This is a genomic window from Mesorhizobium sp. NZP2234, assembly GCF_013170765.1.
GTDB lineage: Bacteria > Pseudomonadota > Alphaproteobacteria > Rhizobiales > Rhizobiaceae > Mesorhizobium > Mesorhizobium loti_D.
In genome coordinates, this window is the sequence record NZ_CP033364.1 from 2,732,794 (window position 1) to 2,747,700 (window position 14,907).

Annotated in this window: 15 protein-coding genes; 8 read left to right on the forward strand and 7 right to left on the reverse strand. The window is 63.9% G+C overall.

Features of this window, described 5'->3' with window-relative positions:
• Window positions 1-88: 88 nt before the first annotated feature.
• Window positions 89-589 (reverse strand): peptide deformylase, encoded by a 501-nt coding sequence (locus EB230_RS13440; RefSeq protein ID WP_056570823.1) that lies wholly within the window; start codon window positions 587-589, stop codon window positions 89-91.
• 190 nt (window positions 590-779) lie between these two features.
• Here EB230_RS13440 and EB230_RS13445 point away from each other — a divergent pair, with 190 nt between their 5' ends.
• The 3 genes from EB230_RS13445 to EB230_RS13455 all read left to right on the forward strand — a co-directional run bounded on the left by EB230_RS13445 (window position 780) and on the right by EB230_RS13455 (window position 3,004).
• Window positions 780-1,802 (forward strand): LLM class flavin-dependent oxidoreductase, encoded by a 1,023-nt coding sequence (locus EB230_RS13445; RefSeq protein WP_172372642.1) that lies wholly within the window; start codon window positions 780-782, stop codon window positions 1,800-1,802.
• Window positions 1,803-1,855: 53 nt separating this feature from the next.
• On the forward strand, window positions 1,856-2,503 hold the full coding sequence (locus tag EB230_RS13450; protein ID WP_172372644.1) for a ThuA domain-containing protein: 648 nt from the start codon (window positions 1,856-1,858) through the stop codon (window positions 2,501-2,503).
• 90 nt (window positions 2,504-2,593) lie between these two features.
• Entirely contained in the window at window positions 2,594-3,004 is a 411-nt protein-coding gene (locus EB230_RS13455; RefSeq protein ID WP_172372646.1) for a hypothetical protein, read from the forward strand.
• A 10-nt stretch (window positions 3,005-3,014) separates the two neighbouring features.
• Here the strand turns inward: EB230_RS13455 and EB230_RS13460 are convergent, their stop codons facing one another.
• The gene (locus EB230_RS13460; protein WP_172372648.1) at window positions 3,015-5,033 is read right to left on the reverse strand and encodes an amidase; all 2,019 of its coding nucleotides are present in this window, start codon (window positions 5,031-5,033) and stop codon (window positions 3,015-3,017) included.
• A gap of 277 nt (window positions 5,034-5,310) precedes the next feature.
• Here EB230_RS13460 and EB230_RS13465 point away from each other — a divergent pair, with 277 nt between their 5' ends.
• Both EB230_RS13465 and EB230_RS13470 read left to right on the forward strand, forming a co-directional pair.
• A complete protein-coding gene (locus EB230_RS13465; protein ID WP_056570826.1) occupies window positions 5,311-5,565 on the forward strand; it encodes a hypothetical protein in 255 nt (84 codons plus the stop codon).
• Between the two features lie 77 nt (window positions 5,566-5,642).
• Window positions 5,643-5,843 (forward strand): hypothetical protein, encoded by a 201-nt coding sequence (locus tag EB230_RS13470; RefSeq protein WP_056570827.1) that lies wholly within the window; start codon window positions 5,643-5,645, stop codon window positions 5,841-5,843.
• 34 nt (window positions 5,844-5,877) lie between these two features.
• On the opposite strand, the gene EB230_RS13475 is transcribed toward EB230_RS13470, so the two are convergent.
• Window positions 5,878-7,092 carry an alpha-D-ribose 1-methylphosphonate 5-triphosphate diphosphatase gene (locus EB230_RS13475; protein WP_056570828.1) on the reverse strand — a complete coding sequence of 405 codons (1,215 nt, stop codon included), beginning with the start codon at window positions 7,090-7,092 and terminating at the stop codon, window positions 5,878-5,880.
• Window positions 7,093-7,512: 420 nt separating this feature from the next.
• On the opposite strand from EB230_RS13475, the gene EB230_RS13480 reads away from it, so the two are divergent.
• Window positions 7,513-8,271: an SDR family oxidoreductase gene (locus EB230_RS13480; protein ID WP_056572041.1), complete on the forward strand. Its 759-nt coding sequence runs from the start codon at window positions 7,513-7,515 to the stop codon at window positions 8,269-8,271.
• Entirely contained in the window at window positions 8,268-9,200 is a 933-nt protein-coding gene (locus tag EB230_RS13485; protein ID WP_056570829.1) for a sigma-70 family RNA polymerase sigma factor, read from the forward strand. The genes EB230_RS13480 and EB230_RS13485 overlap by 4 nt, the downstream gene beginning before the upstream one ends.
• Window positions 9,201-9,305: 105 nt before the next feature.
• Here the strand turns inward: EB230_RS13485 and EB230_RS13490 are convergent, their stop codons facing one another.
• Window positions 9,306-10,340, reverse strand: coding sequence for a class I SAM-dependent methyltransferase (locus EB230_RS13490; RefSeq protein ID WP_056570830.1), 1,035 nt, complete (start codon window positions 10,338-10,340; stop codon window positions 9,306-9,308).
• 306 nt (window positions 10,341-10,646) lie between these two features.
• Here EB230_RS13490 and EB230_RS13495 point away from each other — a divergent pair, with 306 nt between their 5' ends.
• Window positions 10,647-12,623 (forward strand): EAL domain-containing protein, encoded by a 1,977-nt coding sequence (locus tag EB230_RS13495; RefSeq protein ID WP_056570832.1) that lies wholly within the window; start codon window positions 10,647-10,649, stop codon window positions 12,621-12,623.
• 57 nt (window positions 12,624-12,680) lie between these two features.
• Here the strand turns inward: EB230_RS13495 and EB230_RS13500 are convergent, their stop codons facing one another.
• The 3 genes from EB230_RS13500 to EB230_RS13510 all read right to left on the reverse strand — a co-directional run bounded on the left by EB230_RS13500 (window position 12,681) and on the right by EB230_RS13510 (window position 14,901).
• Entirely contained in the window at window positions 12,681-13,829 is a 1,149-nt protein-coding gene (locus EB230_RS13500) for an amidohydrolase (protein ID WP_056570835.1), read from the reverse strand.
• A 48-nt stretch (window positions 13,830-13,877) separates the two neighbouring features.
• Window positions 13,878-14,333 (reverse strand): hypothetical protein, encoded by a 456-nt coding sequence (locus EB230_RS13505; RefSeq protein ID WP_172372650.1) that lies wholly within the window; start codon window positions 14,331-14,333, stop codon window positions 13,878-13,880.
• A gap of 124 nt (window positions 14,334-14,457) precedes the next feature.
• Window positions 14,458-14,901, reverse strand: coding sequence for an SRPBCC family protein (locus tag EB230_RS13510; RefSeq protein WP_056570839.1), 444 nt, complete (start codon window positions 14,899-14,901; stop codon window positions 14,458-14,460).
• Window positions 14,902-14,907: the final 6 nt, after the last annotated feature.

Genomic DNA, 14,907 nt, shown 5'->3' on the forward strand with positions numbered 1-14,907 from the left:
CCAGCGCGCCGTGGTTTCCGGCTGCCTTGCAATCAGCGCCGCACGATGTTGCCGGCCAGTGCCGGTTCCCCGCGGTTAGTCGTGGCGTCTACGACGCTCGCATCAGTTTGCCGTATCGCTTGACCAGCCGGTCGCGCTTCAGGCGTGTCAGCCTTTGCGTCCAGAAGAGCCCGTCCAGCTGATCGATCTCATGCTGGTGGCAAACCGCCAGCAGGCCATCGGCGTCCTCGAACCGCTCGTTGCCATCCAGATCCTGATAGCGGACCCGTATGCGGGCGTGGCGCTCGACGTCCTCCGTGACGCCGGGCATCGAAACACTGCCTTCCGCCTGACGGATCATTTCGGTCGAGGCCTGGATGATCGACGGATTTACATAGATCCCCGGTTTTGCGGCGGAAGGAAGCTGGATCACGACCAGGCGTCTCAGAATGCCGACATGCGGGCCGGTGATGCCGATCCCGGGCGCCGCGTGCATGGTGTCAACGAGGTCGCTGGCCAATCCGTGCAGGTCGCTGTCGAACAGCTGTACAGGTTCCGCCACGGCGCGGAGGAGGGGATTGGGGAACCTTATGATCTGCCGAACCGCCATGGACCACTTCACAAATCGCCAATCATTGCCTTTCAGCGGGACCGCAGGCGATCGACGGCCCCTCGGCATGAGACACGACGCGGCCGGTCAACCCCTGTGTACGGCGTCCTTTGGTGTTGCTCAAGGCGACGGTGTGTAACCCCGCTGTTTTGGCATTGAAGCACGCGCTGCTCGCATATACTTCAGGGCCATGAAAAAAATCGGTTTCCTGTCATTCGGGCACTGGACGCCCTCGTCGCAATCGCAGGTGCGCTCGGCTTCCGACGCGCTGCTGCAATCCATCGATCTCGCCGTCGCCGCCGAGCAGCTCGGCGCGGACGGCGCCTATTTCCGCGTGCATCATTTTGCCCGCCAGCTGGCTTCGCCGTTCCCGCTGCTGGCGGCTGTCGGCGCCAAGACCAGCCGCATCGAGATCGGCACCGCCGTCATCGACATGCGTTACGAGAACCCGCTCTACATGGCCGAGGACGCGGGTGCCGCCGACATCATCGCCGGAGGCCGCCTGCAGCTCGGCATCAGCCGTGGCTCGCCCGAACAGGTGATCGATGGCTGGCGCTATTTCGGCTACCAGCCGCAGGACGGCAAAAGCGACGCCGACATGGCGCGGCATCACGCCGAGGTCTTTCTCGACACGCTGCGCGGCGAAGGCTTTGCACAACCCAATCCACGGCCGATGTTCCCCAACCCGCCCGGCCTGCTTCGGCTCGAGCCGCATTCGGAAGGCCTGCGCGAGCGCATCTGGTGGGGCGCCGCCACCAACGCTACCTCGGAATGGGCGGCCAAGCTCGGCATGAACCTGCAGAGCTCGACGCTCAAATTCGACGAAAGCGGCAAGCCGTTCCACATCCAGCAGGCCGAACAGATCCGGATCTATCGCGAAGCCTGGAAGGCGGCCGGGCACAGCCACGAGCCGCGCGTCTCGGTCAGCCGCAGCATCTTCGCGCTGGTCGATGATCGCGACCGCGCCTATTTCGGGCGTGGCAACGAAAGCCGCGACCAGATCGGCTTCATCGAGGAGAACACCAGGGCGATCTTCGGCCGCAGCTATGCCGCCGAGCCGGATGTGTTGATCAAGGAATTGGCGCAGGACGAAGCGATCGCCGAGGCCGACACGCTGTTGCTCACCGTGCCCAACCAGCTCGGCGTCGACTACAACGCCCATGTCATCGAGGCGATCCTGACCCATGTCGCGCCGGCACTGGGCTGGCGCTGACGGCCACGCCGTGTAACCATCCCCGAGGCGCGCGGTTCAGGGAGGTTCACGGCATGGCGAAGAAGGCCCTGATTGCCTGGGGCGGCTGGGAAGGCCACACGCCCGAGCGCAGCGCAGAGGTTGTGCGCAAACTGCTTGAGCGCAACGGATTTGATGTCACGCTGGGCGAGGGCACGGCGATGTTCGCCGATCCGCAATTGCCTTCCTTCGATCTGATCGTGCCCGTCATCACCATGTCGACGATCGAGAAGGCCGAGCTTCAGAACCTGACGCAGGCTGTTCGCGGCGGAAGCGGGCTCGGCGGCTTCCACGGCACGATGGGCGACAGCTTTCGCAACGAGCCCGACTACCAGTTCATGACCGGCGGCCAGTGGGTCGCGCATCCCGGCAACATCATCGACTATCAGGTGGTCATTACCCGGCCGGACGATCCGATCACCAGGGGGATCGGCGACTTCGCCTACCGGTCGGAGCAGTATTACATGCATGTCGACCCGAGCAACGAGGTGCTCGCGACGACGATTTTCAGCGATGCGCATTTCCCGGGCATTGGCGGGGCCGTCATGCCGGTGGTGTGGAAGCGGCGGTATGGCGCGGGGAAGGTTTTCTACAGTTCGCTTGGGCACACGGCGGATGAGTTCGCGGTGCCGGAGATGGCGCTGATCGTGGAACGCGGTTTGCTCTGGGCGGCGCGAGGTTGATCTCTGGCCGCTGCGGTACCCGCATCCCTGCCATGCTGGAAAAGCGGCCATCACCGCACTACCGTCCGCTGAATAGCAAAGGGGGATGGAATGGATCATCAGCGGACTGTATTCTTGATCGGAGGGGGCACGGGCGGAGACGAGGAAGCCGTGTTTACACTGCATGTCGACGGCGCCGTCTGCAGCCTCACATGCGGCTACCGAGACAAGGTCATCAAGGCCGAAGAGGAAGACTTTCTCGAGGCTCTGTTCCAGATCCGTCAGGCACTCGAAGCCGACGGTTTGCTGCCCTTCTGTTACGGGGCAAGTGCCAATGTTTATCCCGAGAATACCGTGATGGAGAAAAGTCGCGGATTGATAGCCTGCAAGGTGAAGATGGGGCGGTTTCCCCAGGAGACCGACTTGGTCGACATCTTTGATGATGGCGTCGACGTGATTCCGGTTTTCGTTCATATGCAACAGGAATTTTGGGAAGAATGGCTGGCTTCGCTGCCTTCCTAGTCCCCGGCGCTCATCCAATCCCGCCGGTGACAAGATAGGCACCGGCGGCGCGCCCATCCTGGAGCCGTACCACCGCCGTCACGATCGAGCCATAAGAGCCGCGCCAGACGCTGTGGAACTGCTTGTGCTCGGCAATGGGAACCAGCGCCCGCCCGCTGAAGCGCCCGCCGCTGCGGTGCATGGCGACGGGCTCTCCGTTGACGTGCACCTTGATGCTGGCGTTCTCCGCCTCGACCGGCAGGTCGAGCGTGATCGCGATCTCGTCCCGATCGCCCGAAGTCCGCGTCTCGGCGGCAAGCGCGATTGCGAGCGGTGGCGCCTTGCCGCCGCCGGCTTGAGCGGGCCGGCCTGAAAACACATCATCGGCCAGTTCCGGCGTGCGTGGCGGGCTCGTGCGGCGCTGCGTGGCGCGTTCATAGTCGCCGGCCATGCGCAGCAGCCTTTCGTCGTCATAGGCCTTGCCGGCGAAGGTGAGGCCGACGGGCATGCCGATATCGGCCATGGTGCCCATCGGCACGGTGACGGTCGGGATGCCGAAGTGACGCCAGACCAGATTGCCGTTGGCGACCCAGGTGCCGTTGCGCCAGGCGAGCGCGGCCGACGCCTCGTTGATGTCGGCGTCGGCGGGGCCGACATCGGCCACGGCGGGCAGCACGACGGCGTCGATGCCCTGTGTGTCCAGCCAGTCCTCGAAATCGACGCGCCTCGTTGTTTCCAGCCCCTTCAGCCCATCCGCAATAGTCGGGATGTCCCTGAACGGCGTGACGCCGGATTTCGCGCGCTCGACATATTCAGCGACATCGAAGCCGCCTTCATAACGGTCGGGCAGCGTGCCGGGCGACTGCGGAAAGATACTGGGGCCGTCGACCGAGGCGAGATCGAGCAGCGCCGGGTCGGCATTGGCGCGCAGGAAATCGTCCCAGCCCCAGATGCAGAGGTCCCAGATTTCGCGGTCGGCGAAATCCGGCGGCACCAGCCCGCGCTCTACCATGGTGCGCGCGCCGGGGCGGTCGCGTTCATAATTGGAGACGACGGGAAAATCGACCTCCACCACCTCGGCGCCCAGCCTTCCAAGGTCGGCCGCTGCCCGCTCCCACAGCGCAAGCACCGAGGCCCGGGTTTCGATCGGCCGGTCTGCCTCGCTGTCGCGGCCGATATACATGCGGGGCACGCCGAGCCGTTTGCCCTTCAGTGAACCCGCGAGCGTCAATTCGGTGTAGCGTGGCGGCCGCGCCTCCGAACTCGTGGGCAGCGCGACCCAGGGCTGCGCGCGCCAGAAGTCGCCTCGCGTCTCAGGATCGTCGGCGACGATGACATCGAGCAGTTCGAGCATGTCGGGCACGCTGCGCGTGTGCGGCACCACGACATCCATGGTCGGCACCAGTGGCCAGTTGCCGCGCACGGAAATCACGCCGCGCGAGGGCGTGTAGGCGACCAGCGCGTTGTTGGTGGCCGGCGCGCGCCCGGACGACCAGGTTTCCTCGCCAAGCCCGAAGGCGCAGAAACTGGCCGATGTCGCCGTGCCGGAGCCATTGGACGAGCCCGAGGCAAAGGCGGCGGTCAGGTAATCGGCATTGTAGGGGCTTTCGGCGCGGCCATAGACACCGCGCTGCATGCCGCCATTGGCCATTGGCGGCATGTTGGTGAGGCCGACCAGCACCGCGCCGCCGGCGCGCAACCGGGCAATGGTGAAGGCGTCCTCATTGGCGACGAGATGTTCGAAGGCCGGCGAGCCGGCGGCGACCGTCAGGCCCTTGACCTTGTAGCTGTCCTTGGCGGTGTAGGGGATGCCGTCGAGCGGCCCGAGCAAAGCGCCGTCGCGGCGCCGCCGGTCGGAAGCGGCGGCCTCCTCGAACATATCAGGATTGAGTACTGGAACGGCGTTGAGGCTGATGCCGTGACGGTCGAAATGCGCGATGCGCCTGAGATACGCCCCGACCAATTCGACGCTGGTGACGAGACCCTCGTCGAGCGCATGGCGCAATTGTTCGATGGTGGCTTCGACGATGTGAAGGCTGGCATCGGTCATCTTCTGGTCCCTGGGCGTTTCCAGGCCATGGATGAGCGAGGCCGCCGGCTTCGGCAAGGGCCAACAAGCAGTCTTTGTCGGAACGTGTTGTTCCTGCGGCCGCCAGCCGTGTTCAGATGGCGGTTGCCAAGCGATTTTTGTGCGTCCCCCGCGTGACGTAGGCCCGGCAGGCGAGGCTGCTGGCATATACGTTCCATTAGGATAAGAAAAGCATCACCCGTTGCAACCTCCGGCGAGCGGTTGCGTTAACGGCCCCCGGGGGGACGCGAGGTTTGCATTGGACCGTTTTGAGATCCTGAACGAGCCGACAGGCACGTATTCGATTTTCGACCGATTCACGGAATTGCCGGCGACGGTGGGAGGCAGGACATTCATCGGGCTCTACCGGCACGAAGTGCCGCTGGCCCTGCTCGCCGCCATGGATGCTTTCCGGCCTGGAGCCGGGTCAATGCCGCCGTCACTCACGATGCTGGGCTGCTGGCGCCAACGAAATGGCTTGAAAGATCGTCAACTGGACGGCTTGCAAGCGTAAGTTGAAGCTCGCAGAAGTTGCGCCAAAAGCATATCATTGAAGAAAACACCGCCATTATCCCAGCATGAGGGGGAATCATGTCTGACCAGAATGCCCTTATCCGCGCGGCCATTGGACGACTGCTTTCGGAGAAAACCGGAGTCGCGGTCATTTCCATGAAAGAGAGTATCGCCGAGCTCCTGGCCATGACCGGTGCCGCGCTGACCGTCGAAACCCTGCAGGACCTGCTGCTGGAAATGGCCGAGGTGCGCGGCATGGCGGTCACGCTCGACGTCTAGCCAAGTCGCCGTCTCACACTTTCCTGGAGCAGCTTCAGCGCAATTCGAACCCAGCCGGTACCCGTTCAGCCGCATGGCCAGCGCGTTGCCGCGCCGGTGCCAGCGTGCCGTCGCCGTAAATCATGCGGCCGGCGCGGAAGGTGGCACGGACGCGTGGCACCGGATGGCGGTCGGCCACCACGAGATCGGCCAGGAGGCCGGGCTCGATGGCGCCGCGGTCGGTGAGCCCCAGGGCCCCGGCAGGATTGGCGCTTGTCAGCGCCGCCGCTGTCACCAGCCCTTGGCCACGCAGCTCCGCCAGGCCGAGCACGGCCGGCAGGATCGAGGCCGGGTGGTAGTCGCTGGCCAGCATGTCGAGCAGCCCGGCCTCGTAGGCCTGTCGCGCGGAAAGATTGCCGGAATAGGATTCCCCGCGCAACGCATTGGGTGCGCCCATGGCGGTGTACATGCCGAGCCTGCGGGCTTCGCGCGCTGCTTCGAGTGTCACCGGGAATTCGCTGAGCGCGGCGCCCAGGCCATGGACGAGCTCCACCTTCTCCAATGTGTCGTCGTCATGCGAGGCCAGCACGACGCCATGGGCCCGCGCGCGGGCCGACAGGTCCTGCAGCGCGTTCAGCACATCGCCCTGGCCCTTGCGGCCGGCCATGCGCTTGCCGACGACCTCGGAGGCCGCGGCAACGGACATGCCGCGCTCGTTGGCGATGCGGGCGATGTAGAGTTCGACGTCGCGGTATTGTCCTTGTCCGGGTGTGTGGTCCATCAGCGAGATCAGGTGCAGCCGGCCCGCGTCCATCAGCTTCTGCAGCATGGTGATCGCGGGGGTGAAGGTCACCTCGAAGCGGGCATGGATGCGGTGGTCGACCAGCAGGTCGTCCTTCAGTTCGGCGATGGTCTCGATGATCGCCGACGTATGATCTTCCGAGCGCAGCACGCCGCTGGTGACACTGGCGCCGATGAAGGAGAGCGCGGCATAGGCCGTGGTGACGCCACATGAGGCAAGCTTCTTGTCGAGCTCGGCGATGCCGATCCGCATCGGCACGTGGACGCCGGTGCGCGGCTCGACTTCCTTCTCCACCATGTCGCCATGCATGTCGATGAAGCCCGGCAGCAGCAGGCGCCCGCCGCCCTCAATGTCGGCATGCTCGACCGGCGCGTCGCGGATTTCGGCAATCCGGCCGTCTTCGATCCTGACGGCGCCGTTCGGGACGACACGGTCGCGCAGGACGATCTCGAATTCACTCAGCCACATCTGATGTCTCTTGAAGGAAGCGGTTTTCAAGGTGGGTTTCGCGGTCGGCATGGCCGGCGACATCATCGGGGAGATGCGTCTCGAGGACCTTGCCGGGCCGGGATCGATAGCACGAGGGACGATCAATCAGGCGAAAATTGTATGGCCATCGCAGGTCCTGTAGCTTGGCGTGAACGAGTTGCGGGGGCGCTGACCCGGACGGACAGGTCGGTGGCTTATGTTCCACGAATCAACCGTCGCGCGTCACCATAGCGCCGTCCGCTATCGTCCTTGTGACACCGGGATCGTATGAAACGCGCGGCATGTGCCGCGGCCCTTGCCGCCAAATCGGTCGTCGCCGCCAAGTTTCTTCCGGCCGCGCTGACTCTTTTCCGAAAGCTCGAACGTCTTGGCTACAGTGAAGCAATGGAGCAGGGTCAAATGAGCCTCAAGGACAAGAAAATCGTGGTCACCGGTGGTAGCCGGGGACTGGGCCTCGGGCTGGTAGAAGCACTGGTCGAGCAGGGCGCCGAGGTGACGGTCGTCGCGCGCGGCGCCGAGGCGCTGGAGGCGGTCGGTGCGCGGCTTGGGGTCGCAACGATCCGCGCCGACGTCACGGACGAGGACGCCGCCTATCGAATCCTCGGCGAGGTTCGCCCCGACATAGTGGTGCTGAACGCTGGTGCCGCCCCCCGGATGGGCCGGCTGGATCAGTTGAAGTGGGAGGATTTCTCGGTCGCCTGGGAAACCGACGTCAAGGCCGGACTCTACTGGCTGCAAGCGGCGCTGAACCTGCCGCTCAAGCCCGGCAGCCGGGTGCTGGTGGGATCGAGTGGCGCCGCCGTTGGCGGGTCGCAGATGTCGGGTGGTTATGGCGGCTCCAAGCGCATGCTGTGGTTCATGGCCAAATATGCCAATGGCGTGGCGCAGGAGAAGAAGCTCGGCATCCGCTTCCAGGCGATCGTGCCGCGGCAGATGATCCTCGGCACGGGAATCGGGGATGCGGCAGCCGGCGCCTATGCCGGCTCCATGGGCATCACGCCAGAACAATTCGTCACCCGTTTCGGCGCGCCGATGCCGCCCCGGGCGTTCGGCGACAGGGTGGTTTCCGTGCTGGAAGACCCGCAATATGCCGAGGGCGTCGTCTTCGGCCTCAACGGCGACGCGGGCGTAACGGTCATGGAGGATACAGCGGCTTGAGCGAGCGGGAGCCTGCCGTGGATCGCGACCGACAGGAAGGGCTGCTTGCCCTTGCGACCGTGCTGCGGCCGGAACTGCATCGCTATTGCGCGCGCCTGATGGGGTCGGTCATCGACGGCGAGGACGTGGTGCAGGACACGTTCGCGCGAGCCTTCGTCGCCCTGGACGAGCTGTGCGAGGTGCCGCAGCTCAGGCCCTGGCTGTTCCGGATCGCCCACAACCGCGCGCTGGACGTGCTGCGCAGCCGCGCGATCCGCGCCTCGGAACCCATCGAGGCCGCGCTTGAAGTTGCCGATGACAGCAAGGTCGATCCGGTGGAGATGCTGATGCGCAGGGAGGCGATAGAGACCGCCGTGTCGCGCTTCGCGGAGCTTCCGCTGCTTCAGCGCAGCGTCGTCATCCTCAAGGATGTGCTGGGCGAGCCGCTGGCCGAGATTGCCGGCTTGCTCGGCATTTCGGTCGATGCGGTAAAGGCGCATCTGGCGCGCGGCCGCGCCCGGCTTCGGCAGATCAATGCCCAGGCCAAGCCGCTTCCCGACGCGCGCATCGCGTCGGCCGCCGTGGCGCGCTATGTGACGCTGTTCAACCAGCGCGACTGGGATGGCTTGCGCGCGCTGCTTGCCGACGATGTGAGGCTTCAGCAGTCCATGCACCCGCCACGCTCGGGTGCCGCCGATGTCGGCATGTTCTTCACCATCTATGCCAAGAGCGATGGCTTGTGGCTCAAGCCGGCATGGGTCGAGGGCCGCGAGGTGATCGCCGTGTTCGAGCACCGGACCGCCCCGAAACCTATCCACTTCATGTGGCTGGAATGGCGGCAAGGGCGGATCAGCTTCATCCGCGACTATCGCTACGTCGGCTATGTTACCGACGATGCCGAACTGGTGCTGCCAGGCGACGCCGGATCCTTCGGCCGCGGCACCGGATAATGATGAGCGGCGACCTGGCGCCGATCTCGCTTGGCGACGTCCTGACCACCGGCAGCGATGCACGAGCATCACCGCCGGCCTGATGGCAAGGTTTGGCGGAGGTCGTTACCCGCGCTTTTCAATCACGGCGTATAGCACGTTGCGGTTCTCGCCGAAGTACACCCGCGCCTCGACGGTGTTGCGGTCGACGCTGGCATTGACGATGTTCCACATGTCGACTTCCGAGCGCAGCAGCAGCACCCAATCCATGAACGTTTCCCGGTAGCCGGCGTCGGGCGTGCCCTCGGCGTAGTTGGCGAACAGGAATGTGCCGTTCGGTTTCAGCATCTGCAGGCAGGTCTTGGTGAGCTTCACGGCGACGTTGTGCTGCAGGTAGTCGTAGAGGCCGGAGGCGTAGATCAGATCGAACTTGCCGAGCTTGTGGCCCCTGGTGAGCACCGTCCGCACAGAGCCGTCGATGGCCTCGACCGCGGTGCCCTGGAAGTCGCGCGCTATCAGTCCGACGCTCTGCGGATCCTGGTCGAGCGCCACCCAACGCTTGAGCCGGCCCTCGGCGAGCGCGACGGAGCGATTGGCTTCGCGCAAATGGCCGGCGGCGATCGCCAGCACCTCGGTTTCGGGTCCGTTCCTGGCCGCCGCCTCATCGACATAGCGGGTCAGGAGATCGCGCCGTTCCCGCGCCGCGACGCATGACGGAACGTTCTGGGTATGGCTGTAGAGCGCCTTGCCGACCTCCGAGGCGTTGGCCACGCTCTCGGCCACGTGCGGGTCGCAATAGATGTAGTCGAGCAGTTCCGCGTCGCCGGAATACCCCCTGGGCTTGGTGAAGGACCAGTGCGTCAGCGGATCCTGGAGAAAGTAGTTCAGGATCGGGTGGTTCTGCGCCACCGGTATCAGGGCTTGCCAGACATCGGGATGAACCTTGGCGCGCAGCGCATTGAGCAGCGACAGCAGGCGGCGCACGATCTCGGCGGGAAATTTCTGCTGCTCGATCTGTTGCTGTGTCGCGTGGAGGATGAGCGCCAGTTCCGCGCGGGCGGTTTCGAACGCTTCGCCATGATGCTCAAGCGTGCCTTTTGGCAGACCGCTGGCGATCATCTCTGCGGTAATCAGGCTTTGGCCATCGAACACGGTTTGCACACCAGGACTCCTTGGTTAACAGTCAGTTAACTTATTACTTAGAATGCTCCATTTGCCAACGGAGGGTCGACCGCATTTTATTGTTATGATTAATTTCCCGCTAACCATCTCAATTTATTAGCGATCTTGCAGATAAGATTCTGGGTTCGAGTTAACGCAAACTTGTCTGGCGCCACTGCATTTTACCGCGTGGCAATCGTGTCGCGTCCCAGGGAGTCGTCCTGCGTGGGGGCAGAAGCTGGAAAAGAGTTCGCATTGCAAAGTCCCCTTCGGGAGGGCTTTGTGAACGAGCGCGCGTCATCCAGATTGGCTGATACGGTGGATGTGGAACCGTATGATCCGCGCCAAGAGCTGGGGGCCGACGAACTCCGCATCCTTTACCGCAGGGAAGCCCAGGCGAAGCGAAGGGCGGAAGCCAGGCCGGGCCTGTGGATCGCGGTCGTCATCTATTTGCTGTTTTCTGCATCTGATCTGCTGCTGATACCTGACGTGGCGGCCTACACGATCACCGCGCGCTTCGCGGTGGGCCTGACCGCACTGCTGGTCCTGGAAGCACAGCTTCGCCGGGGAGCCGCGACGGAATGGCTTGACGTGACTTGCGCCTCGGCCATCATCTTTGGCTATATCGGTTGGCTGTTACCGGCATCCATGGGCGCAAACAAGGAAAGCGTCGCCTATTACATGGTCTTCGGCACCATTTTCATGATGAGTGCCAATCTATTTTTTACGTTCAGGTTTAAAGTTTCGATTATAACGTCGACAATTATATTGTGCGTCTTGTATTTGGCAAATTACTTTGTTCCCGCGTCGCTGACGTACAAGATGGTATTTGGCACTTTCTACGTTTCGTGCTTCACGTTCACCTCCTATGTGAACTGGAAGCTGAACGAGGAGCGCTACAACGTCTTCCTGAACGCTCTCGAGGCCAAGATACAGCACAAGGAGGCCACCGAACGCGGCAAGGCCCTGCTGAGGCTGTCGCGGACGGATCCGCTGACAGGACTGGAGAACCGGCGCGCTATCGATGAGAAGCTGCGCGATTACTGGAGCGACTGGCAAAAGCTTGGCAGCAAGTTCGCGGCCATCCTCATCGACGTCGACTTCTTCAAGAAATTCAACGACTGCTACGGCCACCAGGAAGGCGACCGCTGCCTGATCCATGTCGCCAATGCGCTGAGCGATCTGATCAAGAACTACGATGGCTCGATCGGGCGCTATGGCGGTGAGGAATTCATCGTGCTCGCCCGCATGGACAAGAAGAGCCAGGTGGCGGAGCTGGCGGAAGCCATCTGCCGCACGGTGGAGAACCTGGCGCTTACCCACGAACTCAGGCGCGACGGGATCTCGATCGTCACGGCGAGCGTGGGGGCCGCCTTCACCAGGACGCAGGCCGGCGCCAAGCTGGAGAAGATCATCCATGAGGCCGATCGCGCGCTCTATCTGGCAAAGGCCAGCGGCCGCAATTGTGCCCGGCTGTTCGACCCGACCGATCCACAAAGCAGCGACGAGAGCGAAAACCTCGCGGCCTTGCTGAAGATCGCGATCGGGCAGGGCCTCGTTTCGCTCGTCTATCAACCGATCCAGGATGTCGTGTCGGGCCGGGTCGAAGCCGCGGAGGCGCTGATGCGTCTCAAGATGCTGGACGGCACATTGGTTCCGCCGAGCCTGTTCATTCCCGTCGCGGAGAGAACCGGCGCGATCCTGGAACTGGGGCGTTGGGCGATAAGGACGGTCTGCACCGAACTCCTGGCGGACGACCACATCCGTCTCGTCAGCGTCAACGTCTCTCCGATCCAGCTCAAGACGCCCGGCTTCGCGGCGTCCGTCGCGACCATTCTCGGCGAGACGGGCGTGACCGGCAACAGGCTGGCCTTCGAAATCACCGAAGGGCTCGAGATGGAGATGCACTCGGACATCCTGCGCTGCATCAGCGACCTGAAGCTGCTTGGCATCAAGATCTGGCTCGATGATTTCGGAACCGGCTTCGCCGGCCTCTCATGGCTGCGTCTGATCGATTTCGATACAGTGAAGATCGACCGCTCGTTTCTTCACGACTGCGGCACGCCGAAGGGCATGGCCATGCTCCAGGACATCATTGCCCTGGTCCGCAATCGCGGCCACCAGATCCTGGTCGAAGGGGTGGAAACCGACGAGCAGATCGCCCTCATGCGCGAGTTCGGCATCGACAAGATCCAGGGCTTTCGCGTCGGCCGACCCGTTCCCGCCGCGAATTTCCAGGCAAAGAAGGCCATCCACAAACGCCCGTTCCTCAGGTCCGCCTGACAGGCGCGGGCAGACGCGGTTCGCGAGGCCGCGACCGGCTCGCGGCGACGCGCGGACTCACCCCAGCAGATTGCGTGCGGTGCGCATGAAGATCCTCGACCCGATCGGGATCAGGTCGTCGGGAAAGTCGTAGTCCGGATTGTGGAGCGCCGGGTGGCGCTCGCCGGCGCCCAGGAAGAACATCGCCGACCTGGCGCCGTGGCCGAACAGGCCGAAATCTTCCGAGGCGCGCATCGGCAGGGCTTCCTCACCATGCACGACGCCTTCTTCCTGAAGCGCGCGTTGCAGGTGTTCCACCGCATCCGGCGCGTTGACGCTGGCGACGAAGATCTCGTGATAATCCCAGCGGGCGGAAAGGCGGTGCCTGCCCGCGATCTCCCCGACCAGCGCCTCGGCGGCGGCGCACAGATCCGCCATGCGTTCGTCGCGGCGGGTGCGCAGCGTTGCCCAGACCTCTCCATGCGCGGGCGCGATGCCGAACACGGCTTCGCCCATTTCGGCATGGGTGACGGTGACCATGGAGAAATCGTCATCGGCGAAGGTGGCGCGGCCGAGCGCGGGCAAAGCCGGCATCAGCTCCGAGATCGCCTGCATGGGCGAAATACCGGTCTCCGGCATGGAGGAATGCGCGGTCTTGCCCTCCAGCACGATGCGCATGCCGCGCGAGGCGCAATTGACCACGCCGGGCTTGAGCCGCACCTCGCCGAACGGCACGCCGGGGAGGTTGTGCAGCGAGAAGGCGAAATCAGGCGCGATCTCGCCGTAGCGGGGGTCGGCGACGACGCCGGCCGCGCCATTGCCGGTTTCCTCCGCCGGCTGGAACATCAGCACGACGCGGCCGCTGGCCGGCCGTTCGCGGCCGAGCTGACGGCCAAGGGCGGCCAGGATCGCGGTGTGCCCGTCATGGCCGCACATATGCGACTTGCCCGGCACCTGCGAGGCATGCGGCACGCCCGAGAGTTCCTCGATCGGCAGCGCGTCGAGTTCGGAGCGGAACAGCACGGTCGGGCCGGCCTTGCCGCTGTCATAGACCGCCGCCACGCCGTGCCCGCCCAATCCGGTCAGCACCTTGTCCGGGCCGGTATCGGCAAGGAAGGAGACGACTTCCTGCGCCGTCTTCTCCTCTTCATTGGAGATTTCCGGCTGCCGGTGCAGCTTGCGCCGCCACTCGGTGATCTCGACGATATCCCGGTTGGTGAGGGTCACGCGTTTCCTCCGCCATTTGTTGCGATCGGCGCAGTGTCGCAAACGCCGCTAGCGTACGCGATTGGGGCAGAGCGCTTTGAACTGGTCCAGCGTGACATCGTATGACGAGGCGCCGGAGCCATCGAGCACCACATTGTCATCGATCGACGTGATGCGGTAGTCCGTCGTCACGTCCGTGCCCTTGTTGCGGCCCTGGAACAGCATGTTGGCGCCATAGAAGGTGGTGAATTTGCCGGTCTTGCAGTTGGCGGTGATCTCGAAGTGCAGGGGCGACTTCATTTCCGCGTCAATGCATTCCTTGGAAAAATCGTGGCCATATTCGCGGCAATAGACGCCCGCTTTGCGCCTGTCGTGCTTGGCCAGGATGCTGGCATGCGTGGAGCCGATGCCTGATTTTCTGACGATGGTCAGTTCCATCCCCACCTTGTTGCCATAGTAGATCGTGCTCGCCTGCGCCGCGGTCGCCAGGATCAAGGCGGGCAACACAACCAACAGATGTCGCATGGAACTCCTCCCTTTGACCGGGAGAGGATTCACGCCCGCGATCGTGCGGTCAAGGCCCTCGACGCACGACCGCCGCCGACGGGCATGCCGTCGGCGGCGGCGGCGCGCACTTTCTTGAATGGCCTTATTGATTGATCTCGGGTTCGACCAGCTTTGCCAGGTTCCGCAGCGATTCCTGCCAGCCGAGATAGCAGGCCTCGACCGGGATGACGTCGGGAATGCCGGCCTGGATAATGTCGATCTCGGTACCGACCGACACTTTTTTCAAGGCGATGGTCACCTGGATCTCGCCGGGCAGGTTGGGGTCGTCGAACCGGTCGGTGTAGCGCAGGCGCTCGCCGGGAACGAGTTCGAGATATTCGCCGCCGAAGGCATGGCTGCCGCCCGTCGTGAAGTTGCGGAAGGACATCTTGAACGTGCCGCCGACCTTTGCCTCGAGATGATCGACCGTGCAGGTGAAGCCGTTCGGCGGCAGCCACTTGGCCAGCGCGTCGGCTTCGACGAAGGCGCGATAGACCTTCTCCGGGCTGGTGGTGAGAACGCGGTGCAAACGTACGGTTCCGGGCATATCGTG